This window comes from Oceanihabitans sp. 2_MG-2023 (genome assembly GCF_030547245.1).
Classification (GTDB): domain Bacteria; phylum Bacteroidota; class Bacteroidia; order Flavobacteriales; family Flavobacteriaceae; genus Oceanihabitans.
Genome location: NZ_JAUOQT010000008.1, coordinates 38087 through 56335 on the forward strand (window position 1 = coordinate 38087; position 18249 = coordinate 56335).

At 31.9% G+C, this 18249-nt stretch carries 13 protein-coding genes; 4 read left to right on the forward strand and 9 right to left on the reverse strand.

Features of this window, described 5'->3' with window-relative positions; genetic code table 11:
• Nucleotides 1-71 precede the first annotated feature (71 nt).
• A complete protein-coding gene (locus Q4512_RS14310) occupies nt 72-1205 on the reverse strand; it encodes an aspartate aminotransferase family protein (protein WP_407941826.1) in 1134 nt (377 codons plus the stop codon).
• 56 nt (nt 1206-1261) lie between these two features.
• Nucleotides 1262-3070, reverse strand: a complete 1809-nt coding sequence (locus Q4512_RS14315) for an OstA-like protein (protein WP_303425873.1) — start codon at nt 3068-3070, stop codon at nt 1262-1264.
• A gap of 317 nt (nt 3071-3387) precedes the next feature.
• Here Q4512_RS14315 and Q4512_RS14320 point away from each other — a divergent pair, with 317 nt between their 5' ends.
• The gene (locus tag Q4512_RS14320; protein ID WP_303425875.1) at nt 3388-4203 is read left to right on the forward strand and encodes a DNRLRE domain-containing protein; all 816 of its coding nucleotides are present in this window, start codon (nt 3388-3390) and stop codon (nt 4201-4203) included.
• A gap of 104 nt (nt 4204-4307) precedes the next feature.
• On the opposite strand, the gene Q4512_RS14325 is transcribed toward Q4512_RS14320, so the two are convergent.
• The 5 genes from Q4512_RS14325 to Q4512_RS14345 form a co-directional block, all read right to left on the reverse strand.
• Nucleotides 4308-5579: an adenylosuccinate synthase gene (locus Q4512_RS14325; protein WP_303425876.1), complete on the reverse strand. Its 1272-nt coding sequence runs from the start codon at nt 5577-5579 to the stop codon at nt 4308-4310.
• 10 nt (nt 5580-5589) lie between these two features.
• Entirely contained in the window at nt 5590-6042 is a 453-nt protein-coding gene (locus Q4512_RS14330) for a Fur family transcriptional regulator (RefSeq protein ID WP_303425878.1), read from the reverse strand.
• A 24-nt stretch (nt 6043-6066) separates the two neighbouring features.
• Complete coding sequence (locus tag Q4512_RS14335; RefSeq protein WP_303425880.1) at nt 6067-8283, reverse strand: bifunctional (p)ppGpp synthetase/guanosine-3',5'-bis(diphosphate) 3'-pyrophosphohydrolase; 2217 nt, start codon at nt 8281-8283, stop codon at nt 6067-6069.
• 79 nt (nt 8284-8362) lie between these two features.
• Nucleotides 8363-9595, reverse strand: coding sequence for a M48 family metallopeptidase (locus Q4512_RS14340; RefSeq protein WP_303426010.1), 1233 nt, complete (start codon nt 9593-9595; stop codon nt 8363-8365).
• A gap of 4 nt (nt 9596-9599) precedes the next feature.
• The gene (locus tag Q4512_RS14345; RefSeq protein ID WP_303425882.1) at nt 9600-10400 is read right to left on the reverse strand and encodes an RNA methyltransferase; all 801 of its coding nucleotides are present in this window, start codon (nt 10398-10400) and stop codon (nt 9600-9602) included.
• Between the two features lie 37 nt (nt 10401-10437).
• Between Q4512_RS14345 and Q4512_RS14350 the strand changes: the two genes are divergently transcribed.
• Together Q4512_RS14350 and Q4512_RS14355 are read left to right on the forward strand one after the other, a co-directional pair.
• Nucleotides 10438-14202 (forward strand): T9SS type A sorting domain-containing protein, encoded by a 3765-nt coding sequence (locus tag Q4512_RS14350; RefSeq protein ID WP_303425884.1) that lies wholly within the window; start codon nt 10438-10440, stop codon nt 14200-14202.
• A gap of 108 nt (nt 14203-14310) precedes the next feature.
• Nucleotides 14311-15111, forward strand: coding sequence for a DUF6503 family protein (locus tag Q4512_RS14355; protein ID WP_303425886.1), 801 nt, complete (start codon nt 14311-14313; stop codon nt 15109-15111).
• A gap of 89 nt (nt 15112-15200) precedes the next feature.
• Here the strand turns inward: Q4512_RS14355 and Q4512_RS14360 are convergent, their stop codons facing one another.
• Nucleotides 15201-15512 carry a hypothetical protein gene (locus Q4512_RS14360; protein WP_303425888.1) on the reverse strand — a complete coding sequence of 104 codons (312 nt, stop codon included), beginning with the start codon at nt 15510-15512 and terminating at the stop codon, nt 15201-15203.
• Between the two features lie 64 nt (nt 15513-15576).
• Complete coding sequence (locus Q4512_RS14365) at nt 15577-16644, reverse strand: DUF3810 domain-containing protein (RefSeq protein ID WP_303425890.1); 1068 nt, start codon at nt 16642-16644, stop codon at nt 15577-15579.
• Nucleotides 16645-16753: 109 nt separating this feature from the next.
• Here Q4512_RS14365 and Q4512_RS14370 point away from each other — a divergent pair, with 109 nt between their 5' ends.
• Nucleotides 16754-18214, forward strand: coding sequence for an aminoacyl-histidine dipeptidase (locus Q4512_RS14370; RefSeq protein WP_303425892.1), 1461 nt, complete (start codon nt 16754-16756; stop codon nt 18212-18214).
• The last annotated feature ends 35 nt before the right edge of the window (nt 18215-18249 follow it).

Sequence of the window (18249 nt, forward strand, 5' to 3'; positions counted from 1 at the left end):
AAATCTTTTTAACAAAGTAATGAACAGTGCTTTTTGTTGGTGTTTGTTGTTGATAAACAGAAAGTTATGAATTACTTGTTTGGTTCTATTGTATTTAAAATAGCAAGAATAATGCCACAACCTTCAATAATTTCTTGGTTAGAAATGGTTAAAGGTGGAGTAATTCGGATTGCTTTTGGTTCAAAAAGTAGCCAAAACAGAATTAATCCTGCGTCTTGAGAACGTAAGATTACTTGATTTGTTATTTCTGCAGAAGAAGTTATTGCAGCAAGCATTAAGCCTTTTCCTCTAATTTCTGTAATTAGTGGGTGTACTAAATGTTTTCTAAATAGTGCTTCTTTTTCAAGAGTTAATGCAATTAGATTGCTTTGGGTTACTTCTTTTAAAGTTGCTAATGCAGCAGCAGCAATTACAGGGTGACCACCAAATGTAGTTATATGTCCAAGTTTTGGATTGTCTTGTAATAAATCCATAAGTGCAGCTGAAGCTGTAAATGCACCAATTGGCATTCCGCCACCAAGTCCTTTTCCAGTTACTAAAATATCTGGAGTGCAATTGTAGTTTTGAAACCCGAATAATTTTCCAGTGCGCCCAACACCAGGTTGAATTTCGTCTAAAATAAAAAGTGCACCTACTTTTTTACAACGAGCTTCTACTTTTTGTAAATAGTTATTTGTTGGTGCTATAAAACCTGCCCCACCTTGAATGGTTTCTAAAATAACACATGCGGTTTTATTGGTGATTTTTTCTAGTTGTGCTTCATTATTAAATGTAATAAAGGAAACATCAGGAAGTAAAGGTCTAAATGCTTGTTTGCGTTCTTCAAAACCCATAACACTCATTGCTCCCATTGTATTGCCATGATATGCTTTTTTTGCAGCAATAATTTGGCTTCTTCCTGTAGCTCGTTTTGCTAATTTTAACGCACCTTCTATTGCTTCTGTACCAGAGTTTGTTAAGTATGTTTTTTCTAAAGATTTAGGTAAGTGTTTTGCTAAAAGTTTTGTAAGTTCTACAGCTGGTTTTTGTATATATTCTCCATAAACCATTACATGTAAATATTTGTCTATTTGTTCTTTAAGCGCAGCAATTACTTTTGGGTGTTTATGCCCAAGTGTACATGCAGAAACACCCGCAACAAAATCTAAATAAGCTTTATTGTTGCTGTCGTAGATGTAGGACCCTTTAGCTTGGGATATTTCCATTGCTAATGGATGTGGTGACGTTTGTGCTTGGTATGTTAAGAAATCTTTTTTAATGTTTATTCTTCTTTAGATTCTATTAATTGTGGTTGTATTTTCTTTACAACGTTTAGCGGAAGTGTAGCTCCTTTTTTTAATTTTTTATTAGGAACATTTCTAGAAGCTTTAGGGCTTGCTATAGTTTTTTTTGATTTTTTTGCTTCTGCTTCATCTGCTTTTTCTATTCTATCTAGCATTTCCTTATCAAAAAAGTCTTCTTGTGGAACATAATCTTCTAAACCTTTAATAATGGGGAGGTTTAAAGGTGGGTCATCACTAAATAAGTCTTCTACACTTTTGGGTCTTTCTTCTTCTCTCCAATCAAAACCGCGTAATTTTCTAACGTTTTTTGGAAACTGGGATTCAGGATATGTCTTTCCGTCTACTTGTCTGATTTTTCGAAGTTCTTCAATTTCCCCATTAGCAAAAAGCATCATAATGCTTCCGGATTTGGATTTGTCTATTCCAACTAATTCATTTTCATCATTTCTAGCGAAATAAATGGATTCTGCATTTTTGTTAATGTCTACTTGTTTTAAGGTGTTTTCTTCAGAAAAAAGTCCGATTAGTATTTTTCCTGTAATTTGATTAAATCCGGCTCCTAGCGTGTCTTTGCTAATAATGAAAGCGTTATCGAAAACGATGAGGGAATCTAATTTTTCTGTTTTAGGATTCGATTTAAGCTGAATGGTATCTCCAGTCATCTGGTTGCCAAGATTCCAAAGAACTGGTTGCCTCTTGGTTACAAAAGCATCTTTAGAGTTTACGTTAGAAAGATTGATAAGTTCTGTTAATCCTGTTTGATGGTTTGCGTGTATGGAATCTGCCTTTCCGCTCATATCCGATTTGTAAAACTTCGCGTTTTTAAATGCTCTAGTTATTCTGTTTTCTGCTTTTCCAGTAACCATTAACGTGTCTGCATGTATATACACCGAATCATTTTCTTGTAGCGAAATAGCTAAAGCACGTTTTGTAATAAAAACAGAATCTTTTAGTTTGTAAATTTCGGCATAATGTCCTTTTACAATACTGTTGTTTATGGTGTCTGTAACTTTTATATTATTTGTAGCCGAAGCAAAACTTCTATTATTGTCAAAGTACATACTATCACCTTCAAATAGGCGATTTTCGTAATCTATTTTAGATTTTTTTACCGCATAGCCTTGTTTGGTTTCTGTATTGTAGAAGCCTTTTTCACAATATATTTTGCTGTCTTCGGTAACTATTGTTGAAGGCCCATAAAGGAATGCATGACCGGTTTCTGTGTAAAAATCTAATTGTTCTGTATCTATGGTATAGTCCGGATTTACCAGTTTTACCTTTTTTACAAATTGGTATTTTTTAGCATTCATGTAATACCTGCCAATTTTACTTGTAATTGTTCCTGAAGAATCTCGAACTACTTTTCCGCCGCTTTTGTAAAAGGATTGTTGTTTAGCACGATCAAAATACAAAGTATCAGTTGTTAATGTAGAAGCTGGTTCTTTTAAAATAACCTCTCCGCTAGCAAAAGCTAGTTTTGTTTTGCCGCTGTATTCTACATATTTAGATGTCATATTGATACTGTCTCCTTGTACCATTTTTACGTTTCCGTAGGCTTCTACAAAATTCTCGTTAGAGTAGAGTAGTGCTTGATCACACCACATGTCTACGCCTTCGTGTACAATATGAATTTGACCAGAATCATCACGCGTCATGATTTTTAAACCAGGACTGTCTTCTTCTTTAAATTCTAAAAAACCGGAGTATTTAATTTCTATTTGCTGTTGCGCTTGTGCAACAATAAATATAAAAAATAGTAAGAGTGTATATATATGCTTTAGCTTCAAAATCTATAATTTGTGGTAAAAATAACTATTATTATGATGTGGTATTATAGATTAAGAATTTTTTAATAGTAAAAAATCTCTCTAGTATTTATAAAATAGGTTTGATTTTTATAAAATTGCTTGGCTATACTCGTAAAGGTAGTACGATATAAATATGGTGTGTTCTTTATATTAGCTAACGGAAATCGTATGATTAGGGTGGTTTTATCTGTTTAAAATGTAATTTATCGAAATTTTGTTATTGTTCTTTTTATTATAATGATTTACATCATATTTATGTTTTTTTTGTACAGATAATTAATTTTTCCCAAAAAAACATGAAAATAATTTCATTAAAATCATTTTTGTTCTTACTATTTATTTTGCAAAGTGTTCTTAGTTTTTCTCAAACAACAATTATTGCTTCAGCAGATTCTTATACTTGGAACACAAATCCAGGTGTAAACTATGGAACTAAAAGATTAATTATTAGTGCAGATACTGATAATACTTCACATGTTAGGCATTCGTATTTAAAATTTAATATAGCATCTTTACCATCTGTAACTTCAGCAAAATTAAGACTTACTTTAGAGAGTAGTCCTGCTGTAACAAGGAATTATACTGCTTTTTTAGTAAATGATTCATGGTCTAATGGAGGTATAAAATGGAATAATGCACCAGCAGTTGTTGGCGCTTCCTTAACTACAACAAATAATGTAGGCAACGTAATTGAATTTGATCTTACTACTGTTGTTTCTGATCACATTACAAATGGAGATACAGTGATTTCTATAAAACTTGTTTCTAATCAAGAAGATCTAGCTAGCTTTATTTATAGTACAGATACTGCTGCTTCTAATGCAGATAAGCCAAGGTTAGTGATTAATGATCCAACATTGTCTTTAGAAAATGAAATAGAATCTGATGTAAATAATATAGCTGTTTACCCAAACCCAACAACTAATACTATATTTTTAAAAGGACTCTCTACGGAAGGAACTACAGTATATATTTATAATACTCTTGGGCAATTGTTAAAACAAGAAATTTATAATGAAAATGTAGATTTAAGTGCTTTTGAAGCTGGAGTTTATTATGTAAAGGTTTTAAATGGAATGCAACAAAAAACATTTAGTATGCTTAAAAAATAAACTTTAATTTTTTAAATAAAAAAACCTGTCTAGTATATATATAGACAGGTTTTGTTTTTTATAAGTTTGCTTCTCTAGGTAAGCAATAATATACAATAATGTAACTACATAAAAATAGTCTGTTTTCTATCTGGACCAACAGAAACCACATGGATAGGGATTTCTAATTCTTTTTCAAGAAAAGCAATATATTCATTTAGCTCTTTTGGAAACTGTTCTTTATTAGTCATTTGTGTTAAATCTTCTTTCCATCCTTTAAAATCTGAATAAATAGGAGTAAGATTTTCTGGTTCTATATTGTAAGGTAAATGTGTAATCGTTTCTCCTTTATATTTATATGCTGTACAAATTTTAAGGGTTTTAAAACCAGAAAGCACGTCGCCTTTCATCATCATTAATTTAGTAACACCATTTACTTGACAAGCATATTTTAACGCTACTAAATCAAGCCAGCCACAACGTCTAGCTCTTCCAGTAACTGCTCCAAATTCATGACCAATTCTTGCCATGTCTTCTCCAACAGAATCAAAAAGCTCCGTTGGGAATGGCCCAGAACCAACTCTTGTAGTGTAGGCTTTAAAAATACCATACACATCGCCAATTTGGTTAGGAGCAACACCTAAGCCTGTACATGCTCCAGCTGCTGTAGTGTTACTTGACGTTACAAAAGGATAGGTTCCAAAATCGATATCTAATAGCGATCCTTGTGCTCCTTCTGCAAGAATACTTTTTCCAGATTTTTGTGCTTGGTATAAGTATTCTTCAGAATCTATAAATTGTAAAGACTTTAAAACTTCAACAGATTCAAAAAATTCCGCTTCCATTTCTTCTAAGTCATATTGTACATCTACATTATAAAAGGCAATCATTGCTTCGTGCTTGTTTGCTAAAGCTCTGTATTTTTCTTTCCAATCACTTAGTTCTAAATCGCCAACACGAATTCCGTTTCTACCCGTTTTATCCATGTATGTTGGTCCAATTCCTTTTAAGGTAGAACCAATTTTTGCTTTTCCTTTAGAAGCTTCACTTGCTGCATCTAAAAGTCTATGCGTTGGTAAAATTACGTGTGCTTTTCTAGAAATGATAAGCTTGGTTTTATAATCTAAATTAAATTGATCTAAACCTTCTAATTCTTTTGCAAAAACAACAGGATCTATAACTACACCGTTACCAATTACATTTATAGATTCGTCGTGAAAAATCCCGGAAGGAATGGTTCTTAAAACGTGTTTTATACCATCGAATTCTAGTGTGTGTCCAGCGTTTGGACCACCTTGAAAACGTGCAATAATATTGTAGTTAGCGGTTAAAACATCGACAATTTTTCCTTTGCCTTCGTCTCCCCATTGTAAACCTAGTAGTAAATCTACTGCCATTATAATTTAGTTATTTAGTTGCTTTTTTTGTGCCGTAAAAGTAGAGCGAGTGATTATTGATTTCAATATCAAAAACTTCTTCAATTGTTTTTTTGATAGATTGAATTCTAGGATCGCAAAACTCGATAACTTCTCCAGTGTCTGTAAGAATTACGTGATCGTGTTGTTTATCGAAATAAGATTTTTCATAGTGTGCCTGACTTTGTCCAAACTGGTGTTTTCTCACCAATGCACATTCTAGAAGTAATTCTATTGTATTATAAAGAGTGGCTCTACTAACACGATACTTTTTGTTTTTCATGTTTAGGTATAGCGACTCAATGTCAAAATGTACATCACTATTATAAATTTCTTGAAGAATAGCGTAACGCTCAGGCGTTTTACGATGCCCTTTACTTTCTAGAAATTTTGTGAATACATTTTTTACAATTTCTTGGTTTTTTGTATCTGTTTTTACACTCATAATTTCGGCGTAAATTTACACTTTTTATACTCTTTTAACCTTATCAATTCCATTAATTTTTTTAAGGTTATTCATAAGTTTTGTTAATAAGTTTTTGTTTTTTACTACTACATTGATTTTTCCAGAAAATATACCATCATCACTTTGAAAACTAATGCTTTTCATATTAACATGCATGTTTGCCGATATTAATTTAGTAATATTATTTACTAAACCTAAATTATCGATACCAGAAAGTATAATTTGTGCAGAGAATTCTTGTTGACTAGAATCTATCCATTTTGCAGATAAAATTCTATATGCATAATTAGATTGTAAACTAACTGCATTAGGGCAATTTTTTTTATGTACTTTAATACCTTCATTAACGGTTAAAAAACCAAAAACGGGATCTCCAGGAATTGGATTACAGCATACTGCCAATTTATAATCCAGTTTTTCTTCTTCTTTACCAAAAACGAGTAAGTCGTATTTATTTGTTATTTCGTCTTTTTCAATTTCTTCTTTACTTAAATTGGCTTTTCTAGAAATTTTATTCTTTAAATAACTTACAAAAGCATTGCTTCTGGAGGAAGCATATTCTTTTAGCATGATATTATCTATAGCGCCAGAACCTACGCGATAAAATAAATCTAAACTTGTTTTAAGTTTAAAATAACTTACCATTTCGTTTATGGAATTTTCGTTTAAAGTTATTTTAAGTTGTTTTAATTTTCTTCTTAAAATTTCTTTACCTTCCTCTGCTACCAATTTTGTGCTTTCTTTTAAAGCAGTTTTAATTTTGCTTCTAGCTCTTGCTGTTGTTGCATAATCTAACCAGTTCGGATTAGGTTTTGCACTTTCTGAAGTTAATATATCTACTTGATCTCCACTTTTTAGCTCATGACTTAAAGGCACTAATTTTCCATTTACTTTTGCGCCTCTTGTTTTCATGCCAACTTCGGTGTGAATACTAAAGGCAAAGTCTAAAGGAGTAGCACCTTTTGGTAAGGATTTTAAATCTCCTTGTGGTGTAAATACAAATATTTCTTTAGAATAAAGGTTGAGTTTAAATTGCTCTACAAAGTCTACGGCATTTGCTCCATGGTTTTCTAAAGCTTCCTGTAGTTTGTTAATCCAGGAGTCTAAACTATCTTCTTCTTTTTCACTTTTGTTTTTGTATTTATAATGTGCAGCATAGCCTTTTTCTGCTATTTCATTCATGCGCTCGCTACGTATTTGTACTTCTACCCAACGTCCTTTTGGTCCCATTACAGTAATGTGTAGAGCTTCGTAACCAGTAGATTTTGGAGAGGAAATCCAATCTCGAAGTCGTGTAGGATTTGGTCTAAAATGATCGGTTACTATAGAATAGATTTTCCAAGCAAGAAATTTTTCGTTTGCTGCATCGCTTTTATAAATAATACGAACAGCAAATTTATCGTAAACTTCATCGAAAGAAACCCCTTGATTCACTATTTTTCTTCGAATAGAGAAAATAGATTTGGGCCTTCCTTTTATGTCATAATTAAGGTTTTCTTTATCTAATGAGTTTTTTATTACATCATTAAATTCTTGGATGTATAAATCTTGTTCCTCTTTGCTTTCTTTCATTTTAAGCAAAATATCATTATACACTTCTGGTTCGGTGTATTTTAATCCAAGATCTTCAAGTTCTGTTTTTATGTTATACAGTCCAATTCGGTGTGCTAAAGGTGCATAAATATATAGTGTTTCGCTTGCTATTTTTACTTGTTTATCTGCTCGCATAGACTCCATAGTTTGCATATTATGCAGCCTATCTGCTATTTTAATAATGATAACACGAACATCATCATTAAGTGTGAGTAGCATTTTTCGGAAGTTTTCTGCTTGCATAGATACATCCATATCTTTATTAAGCGAAGAAATTTTTGTGAGTCCATCTACAATTTTGGCAACCGTCTCTCCAAAGAGTTGTTCGATATCTTGAATAGAATAATCTTCATTGTCTTCCACAACATCATGAAGTAGTGCTGCAGCAATAGAAGTGCCATCTAAGCCAATTTCTTGTGCTACAATTTTTGCAACAGCTATAGGGTGAAAAATATAAGCTTCACCAGATTTTCTACGTTGTTCTTTATGTGCATCTACAGCAACTTCAAAAGCTTTTCGGATAAGTTTTTTGTCTTCGGTAGTAAGCGTTCTGTAGCTTACTTTAAGCAATTCTTTATATGCTTTGGTAATGGCTGCGTTTTCTTGTTCTATTTCTACATCTGTCATAAGTATTAAAAATAGTATAAAGAAAATTAATGTACAACCCTTTTTTGTTTAAAGTTTGGGAAGATTTTTTTGAAAGAAATTATTTCTTTAAATTCTGAATTCTCTCCAACAAAGTAGGATGCGAGTAATGCATAAACACATACGCTTTATGAGGTGTTAAATTACTTAAACTGTTTTTAGATAATTTTTTTAGCGATGTAATTAAGGGTTCTGCTTTATAGGTGTTTTTAGCATAATCATCTGCTTGGTATTCAAACTTTCGGGAAAACCAATTCATTAATAAACCTGTTATTTCGGAAAGCGGACTATATAATATACCAAAAGCAATTAAACCAATATGAAAACTAGGAGTTGCTACGCCTAAAGCTTGTGATAATATAGGTTTTGAAATAAATAAGGAAAGTATAAAAAGGGTGAACCCAGTTAATAAAATCGATGCTGTTAAATTGAAGATGATGTGCTTTTTTTTGTAATGACCAATCTCGTGTGCCAGTACTGCTACTATTTCTTCTTCGTCTAGATCATTAATCAATGTATCGTATAAGGTTACGCGTTTTTCGCTACCAAAACCTGAAAAATACGCATTTGCTTTTGTACTTCGTTTAGAGCCATCAATCACAAAAATTTTATCTAAAGTAAAACCAACGGTTCTTGCATAGGCAGAAATTTTATCACGAAGGCTTCCTGCTTCTAAAGGCGTTTGCTTGTTAAATAATGGGACAATAAGTTTGGCATAAAACATATTCATGAAAACCGTAAAAGCTGTAACTAAAGCCCAAGCGTATAACCAAAAGTGTTTTCCTGTGGTTTGGTAAAACCAAAGGATAGCAGCAAGAATAATACTACCAAGAAAAGCCATCATGAACCATCCTTTTATTTTATCTAGCCAAAAGGTTTTCTTAGATGTTTTATTAAATCCGAATTTTTCTTCAATTACAAAAGTCTTATAATAGGAAAATGGAGTTGTAAGTATATCACTTCCAATCATTATTATTGCGAAGAAAATTAATGCGATTAGAATTGGATTTTCAGAATAACTTCTAGCAAGGTTGTCGATAGCTTCAAAACCATCAAAAAATAAAAAGCTTAGTGTTAAAATAATAGAGAACGAAGAGGTTAAGATTCCGAATTTATAATTTGTCTGCTTGTAGTTTTGTGATTTTTTATACTGCGTTGCATCATAAACATCTTCAAGTTCTTGTGGAACAGTATCTTTAAAGCGTTTGGCGTTTAATGCGTCTAGAGTTTTATCAATAATAAAATCGATAATTAAAATTGCAATGATGATGTAGAATAGAGTAGTAGGTGTCATGCTTTTACTTAAAATTTCTTTGTCTTTTTGCTTCAAAAACTAATATTCCTGCAGCAACAGAAACATTCATAGAATCTATTTCACCTTGCATTGGTATTTTAATATTTTGTTTAGATGCTTTTCGCCAAGATTCGCTTAAGCCATCTGCTTCAGTACCAACTACAATTGCAGATGCTTTGGTGTAATCTTGTTCGTGATAATTTACAGCTTCTTGTAAAATTGCACTATAAATAGCAATGTTGTTATTGTTTAAAAAAGTAATAATTTCTTCTGTTGTTCCTGTGGCAATTTGGTTGGTGAAAATACAGCCAACGCTAGATCGAATTATATTGGGATTATAAAGATCTGTCTTAGGGTTTGCTATAATTACAGCGTCTACATTTGCTGCATCTGCAGTACGTAAAATAGCACCAATATTTCCAGGTTTTTCAGGAGCTTCAGCAATTAAAAGTAAAGGGTTTGAAGTCTTAAATTTTAAGTTATTAATAGAGGATTCTTTTGCTTTTGCAATAGCAATAATGCCTTCTGTAGTACTTCTGTATGCTAGTTTTTGATATACTTCTTTAGAAACTTCTATGCAGTTAACATCTGTTACGTTTAGCTCGTTCAGGTTCTCTTCAGAAAATAACGCGGGGTAAAAAACAATCGTTTCCAATGTATAGTTTCCTTTTAAGGCTAAAGAAACTTCCCGTTCTCCTTCAATTAAAAACAATCCAGATTGTTTTCTGTTTTTAGATTTATCTTTTAAAAGCACAAGTTCTTTTATGTAAGCGTTTTGCGTGCTAGTTATTTGTTTAAAAGCCATAAATTTACTTATCTTGTATGCACAAAGTTACACTATTATGAAGAAACAACTACTCTTATTATACGTTACCATTTTATTTAGCGTAAATCATTATTCGCAAATATCCTTTATTTCTCAAGAGGTAGAATGTGCTACAAATTGTTCTGAATTAACTATAGATTACTATAATGCTTTAGCAACAGAAAATTATACGGTTCAGAGTATAGCTTATAATCCACCATCTGATTTTTTTGGATTAGCTAATAATATTAATAATACAGATGACTCTTGGAGTAATACTATTAATTTACCTTTTGATTTTGATTTTTTTGGCGACACTTATTCTCAACTGTTAGTTAGTGGAAATGGCGCTATATCTTTTGAAATGGAAAATGAATCCGATTATCATGCATGGAATTTTTCAGAAACCTTACCAAATAATACTAATGATGCATTTAGCCAAGCAAATATTTTTACTCCAATGCAAGATATGGATCCGGCAAATCAAAATAATAGTGAAATTAATTGGGGAGTAATTGGTGTAGCTCCAAATAGAGCAGTGGTTATAAGTTACTATAATATGCCTATGTTTAGTTGTAATGATTTAACGACAACACAAATGGTAGTCTTATATGAATCGACAGGTATTATTGAAATGTTTATTGAAAACAAACCAATATGTACCAATTGGAATGGTGGAGTTGCTGTTTTAGGGATTCAAAACCTAGAAGGAACTCAGGCTATTGTACCTCCAGGAAGAAATACAGGTGCTTGGGAAACTGTAAATGAAGCTTGGCGTTTTAATCCTAGTGGAACAACTTTTGAAAATGAATATGCTTGGTATGATGCTAGTGGGACTTTAATTAGTAATACCATAAGTATTAATGTTTGTCCTACTGCAGAAGAGGTTTATACCGCAGAAGTAAGTTATTATAATCCCAGCACAGCTTCTTATGAAACCGTAACTGAAGATATCACTATATACGCTATTTATCAAGGTGAAGATCCTAGTAATATGGAAGTTTGTGCTACACCAGACGAAACGGTATTCTTTGATTTAACACTTCAAACAGATTTAATTACTGGAGGAAATACGTGTAGTCTGTTAAGCTATTATCTTAGTTTAGAAGATGCAGAAAATGCAACAAATGCTATTGCAAATGAAGAAACTTATACTAATATAGCTAATCCAGAAACGATATATATTCGTGTAGAAGATAGCAATACAGGAAGTTATGAAACCAAGATGTTTGATTTAATAGTTAAAGATTCACCATTAGCAATTTATGTAGATGTTATTGTTTGTGGACAAGATGGATACGCAACTTTTAATTTACCAGATTTTAATAATGAACTAACCCAAGGAAATACCAATTATTTAGTTTCCTATTATGAAACAGTTATAGACGCAGAGAATGCAGAAAACATGTTATCTGATATCTATGTGAATACAATAGCAAATAATCAAGAAATATTTGCTCGAGTAGAAGATGCTATAAATGGATGTTACAGTATTTCATCTTGTTTTTTAAATGTAGATAATGGTGTTGATTTAACTAATGTGGCAGACTTAGTTCAATGTGGTACTAATGCAACAGCGTCTTTTGATTTAGTTTCACATGTATACCAAAATATTAATACGAGTGTACAGCCAGAAGTGATTTTCTTTACATCTCAAGAAGATGCAGTGAATGAAAATAATCCTATTTTTCCAGCAGATAATTATACCAATATAAGTAATCCACAAACTATTTTTGTTCGAGCACAAGATGTAAATTCAGGTTGCTTAAGTTATGGTAGTTTTCTAATTCAAGTAGAAGATGGTGCTACATTTAGTACTCCAACTCCATTAACAGTATGTGATTTTGATGGTGCAGAAGATGGTTTTTATGTGTTTCGTTTAAATGAAAAAGATGCAGAGATTTTAGAAGGGTTAGATCCTAATTCTTATTTAATAACATACCACGAAATAGAAGCAGATGCAGCAACAGGAATTAATGCATTAAATAGCACCGAATATTATAATACAACACCAAACGCACAAACAGTATTTGTACGAGTAGAAAACTTAAATTTGGGATGTGTTTCTTATACTACTTTAGATCTGGTAGTAGAGATATGTCAAGTTTCTTGCGAAGAAAATGTAACCTTTTGTTATACTAATGATGTTGTGACCTATACTTATAGTAACGATAATGGTGTGCCTTTAACCGTAATATTTAATGCAGGACAAGTTGAAGTTAATTATGACGAATTAGTTGTTTTAGATTCGGATGGAGTTACTAATTTAAATGAAGCAAACCCTTATGGAAACAATGGGGATTTAACAGGGTTAACATTTACATCTTCTGGAGATTCTTTAACTATAATTATTCAATCTGATGGTTCCATTAGTTGTGAAACGAATAATTTCACCGAAATAGATTTTTATGTTTTCTGTTATGTAGAATCGGGATCTATAGAAGTAAATGCATTTATTGATGAAAATAGCGATTCCATATTTGATGCTTCCGAAGTAAATTTCAGTAATGGCGTATTTACATACGAAGTAAACAACGATGGTGTTATAAATTATGTGAACTCTTCTTCGGGAAGTTTTGTAATTCCAAACTCTCAAGAAGGAGATACTTATGATATTGGTTTTACAATGTTTGAAGAATATAACAGTTGTTTATCCCAAACCTTCACATTAGTGGAAGATGTTGTTATTATGGATAACGAAATTTCCGAAGTAAATTTTCCACTAACTTTAATTTCAAACTGTAGTGATGTTGCAGTGTATTTAAGCGCTAATACAGCGCCAAGACCAGGGGTTATTTATAATAATATTTTAGTAATAGAAAATTTAGGAAGCGTGCCAGTTTCTGGTTCGGTTGAATTTACTCATGATGCATTAGTAACTCTTGATGCTGTTTATAATTTAAACGCAGGCAATAGTATTACCAATACTGCAACTGGTTTTATATTAAATTTTAATAATTTACTTCCTGGAAATCAAGAACAGGTTTATATAGCACTTAATGTTCCTACAAATTTAAATATTGGAGATGTTATTACAAACACTGTAGTTTACAGCGAAACCGATTTAAATTTAGATAATAATACATCTTCTATAACACAGGATGTTGTGAACTCCTACGATCCTAATAATAAACTGGAATCGCATGGACCAGAAATCAAGCTAGATGATTTCACAGATCAAGACTATTTATACTACACCATTAATTTTCAAAATTTAGGAACAGCTGAAGCTTTAGATATTAGGGTAGAAGATGTTTTAGATGCACAATTAGATGCAAGTACCTTTAAGATGCTTAGCGCTAGTCATGATTATATGGTAACAAGAGTAGCTAATAACTTAACTTGGCAATTTGAAGACATTAATTTGCCAAGTGAAAGTATGGATGAGCCAAACAGTCATGGTTTTGTGTATTTTAAAGTGAAGCCTTTAGCAGGTTATCAAGAAGGAGATATTATACCAAATGTTGCAGATATTTATTTCGATTTTAATCCTGCAATTACAACAAATGTTTTTGAGAGCGAATTTGTTACAACACTTTCTGTAGATGCACTTACTGCAGTAAGTTATACCATGTATCCTAATCCAGCCAATAGTAATGTTCATGTTGTGTTTAACAACGCTGTAGCGGAAGATATTTTAATTAGCATTTATAATTTACAAGGTAAATTAGTAAGTAAGACAAGTGCAGCTTCTAGTGACAATAAGATTCGTTTTAATGTGTCTAATCTTTCACAAGGAATGTATTTTATAGAATTTAAAGGGGAGAGCTTCAAAATGGTAGAAAAATTAATGATAGAGTAAATAGATACGTTAAATTTAAGTTATAAAAGCTTCCGTTCTACGGAAGCTTTTTTTGTAATGTTTATTTTTACTTTTCGACTAAAAAAAATAACCAAAAAAAACATATTGATGAAAAATTACATTTTTGCTATTGCCTTATTAATTAGCTTCTCGGCATGTAAGCAAAACACAAAAACAGAAGAAATTACAAAAACAGTAGAAGAAGTAGTAGAAACACCAGCTGTTACTTATCCCGATAATCTAATTAAAGTACTGGATGCACATGGCGGAATAGAGAAATGGAAATCTATGAAATCCTTAGTTTTTACTATGGAAAAGCCAGATGGAAAAGAAGTGATAACTACCAACTTAATTTCAAGAGAAGGATTAGTAGATAATCCAAAAGAAAGTATAGGTTTTGATGGTGAAAAAGCATGGTTTTTAAATAAAACAAAAGGGGATTATAACGGGAAAATGGCGAAGTTTAAATATAACTTAATGTTCTATTTCTATGCGATGCCTTTTATTCTTTCTGACGACGGAATTAATTATGCGGATGCAGAACCTTTAGTTTTTGAAGGTGTTACTTACCCAGGAATACAAGTAACATATAATGCTGGAGTAGGGGAAACACCAGAAGATCGTTACGTTTTATATTATAATCCAACTACATATCAAATGGAGTGGTTAGGGTATACTGTTAGTTTTGTCCCAGGAATTGATAAAAAAGAATTACATTTTAGAAGGTACAACAATTGGCAAGAAATAAACGGTTTACTATTACCAAAAACAATTGTAGGTTATGGTTTTAAAGACGATAAGCCAACAGATGCTAAAAAGAGTACAGCATTTATAGATGTTCAGCTTAGTGATGAAGCTAAAGGTTCTAGTACATTTGCAAAACCTGAAAAAGGAGAATTTGTAGAATAACATGTTTATTAACAATAAAAAAGCGAGTAATAATTAAATTATTGCTCGCTTTTTTTATATTGTAAATTGTTGCTAGTAAGCGACTGGTTTTAATTTGGATTAGGATCAATAGGTCTATCTAATCCAGGAATTTCTAACATTACTTTTTGTAACTCGTATTTTAAAAAGTATTTAGAAAAATCTTGATATGCTGTATTTCTATTAAAATTTTGAGGAATAAATACCAAGTTACGATTTGTAATCGTTTCAAAATTTTTAAAAGGTGCTGTTGTTTTTAAATTTTCTTCTAAAGTGTATATGTTCTCAAAAGTATAGCTGTCAAAAAAAGAGTAGTTTTCTTTTTTTATTTTCTTTAACTCTAGTGTTTGTGCAAAAGAAATAACGCTAAGTAAAAGTGTCAAGCAGGTTAGTTTTATTTTCATAATTAATGAATTACACCTACTAATTTATGAAAATTATATCGAATTATAAAGTTTCCTTGTCATAATAATTTACTAGAAGCGCAACCACATAACTGTAACTTTGCATTCCTCCTTTTTGATTGTTAGCCTTTAAAAAGCTAGAATACACCGTTTCAAAAATGGGCTCGGTAATATTTTGATACTTATCCCAAAAAGCTTGTGTTTCTTGGTAGTTTTTAATAATTCCAGAATTTATTGATTTTAATAATGATTCGTAGATTACTGGGTCTCTTCGATAAATTTCTAATAAGCAATGTTTTAATCCAAAGGTGAAACCAGAATAATTGAAATAGATATTTTCGTTGTTTATGGCTGCCAAAAAGCCAATAAAATTAGCTTCGTTTTCTTTTGCATAACCTAATTGATGCGCTACTTCATGCGAGGCTGTGGTTGGAAATTTATATTTTGGAATTAAAGCATCTACTTGTGCTTCATTAGTTAACGGATTTAAATAACCAGAAAATCCCATATAGGTTAAAGGTAAACTAAATAGTGATTTTTTTATGCTTTTAGTATGGTAAGAAAGATGCGGGAAATCTTTTTCTAAAATAGTATAACCATTTGGAACTTGTAGTAATAATTCGGTTTTACTATATGGCATTTCTACTTTAATGGTATCGTTTTTTGTAATTTCAAGATGTAATTTGTTTGATTTTTTAATGAGCTCTTTTGTAACGCTTATTAATTGTTCAGTAGTGTAATCTGCTTTCAGATTTAGGTTTTTGTGTAATGGTAATCGATAGTAGTTCATTGCCCAAAAAAGATGAAAAGCAAAGTAAATTATTGAAATGGCAGCAAAAATGTCTAATAGCCAGTTTTTCGTGTCTTTTCTAATTCTTATCCTATTAATTATAAACCATCTAATGCCATAAATTAAGGAAAAAGCATAAAATAAATCGCCAAAAGAAAACGGTATCCAACCTAGAGTAAATCTGAAAATATTCGAGATTATTGGATATAACCCGTTACTATAATAGGTTTCTATAAATTCAGGGTAACCAGAAAGTAACTTCACCATAAAGTAAAGTGGAAGTATAGAAAAAGCAATATAAGGTTTTGGGTTTTTCAGCATCTTTCAAAAGTAAGCAAATGTTTGTAATACTTTCCTTGTAGGATTTAAAAACCGGCAAGGTTTCTTCTAAGACTATTTGTATCTTTACACTTTCAAATAAAATAAAGAGATGAATTCAGAAATAAGACAATTAGAGCCACAACAACTTTGGAACAAATTTGCAGATCTAAATGCTGTACCAAGACCATCCAAAAAAGAAGAGCGTGTTATCGCGTTTATGAAAGATTTTGGAAACAAATTAGGTTTTGAAGTAATAGAAGATGCCGTTGGAAACGTAATTATAAAAAAACCAGCTACAGCTGGAATGGAAGATAGAGTAACCATTGTAATGCAATCGCATTTAGATATGGTACACCAAAAAAATGCAGATACTACATTCGATTTTGATACTCAGGGAATTGACATGTATGTAGATGGAGATTGGGTTCGTGCAAAAGGAACAACGCTTGGAGCAGATAATGGTTTAGGGGTTGCAACTATCATGGCTATTTTAGAAAGTACAGATATTCCTCATCCTGCAATTGAAGCATTGTTTACTATTGATGAAGAAACTGGAATGACAGGAGCAATGGGATTGAAAGGAGGTTTGCTGGAAGGCGGAATTTTATTAAACTTAGATACCGAAGAAGATGATGAAATAGGTGTAGGTTGCGCTGGTGGAATTGATATTACAGCAACAAGAACATATGCTGAGGAAGAAACTCCAGAATTTAAAACCGGTTTTTCTATTGTAGTTAATGGTTTGCAAGGCGGGCATTCTGGGATGCAAATTCATGAAGGTTTAGGAAATGCAAACAAAATCATGAATCGTGTTTTATTTGATGGTTTTGAAAACTTCGGTTTACGTATTTCTGAAATTGATGGAGGTAGCTTGCGTAATGCTATACCAAGAGAAAGTAAAGCTATAGTGGCTATTGATGCAGTTCATGAAGATGCTTTTATAGCAGAAATGGCAGAAATGGCAAATACGATTAAAACCGAATTTAAAACAATGGAGCCAGATTTAGAAATTACGGTTTCTAAAATCGATACACCAGAAACCATAATGGATTTAGGGGTGCAAGAAGGGGTTACAAGAGCTATTTATGCAGCTTGTAATGGCGTGTACCGAATGAGTGCAGACATTCCTGGCTTAGTAGAAACATCAAATAATATTGCAAGAGTTATTATTAAAGATGGCGCAATTAAAATTGGTTGTTTAACACGTAGTTCTGTGGAGAGTTCTAAAGACGATTTAGCAAATACGCTTCGTGCAACTTTTGAGCTTACAGGTTGTGAAGTTGCGCTTTCTGGCGATTATCCTGGTTGGGCTCCCAATATGGATTCGTCTATACTAAAAGTGTTAGATGGTTTATACGAAAAAATGAATGGCGAAAAAGCACATGTTGCTGCATGTCATGCAGGATTAGAATGTGGAATTCTAGGACAAAATTATCCAGAAATGGAAATGATTAGTTTTGGGCCAACAATTAAAGGAGCGCACTCTCCAGACGAAAGAGCTAGTATTTCTTCGGCTCAAAAATATTGGAAGTTTGTTTTAGAAATTTTAAAAGAGATTCCTAAAAAGTAAATACAAAATAATAGAAAATAAAAAAGCAGCTCATC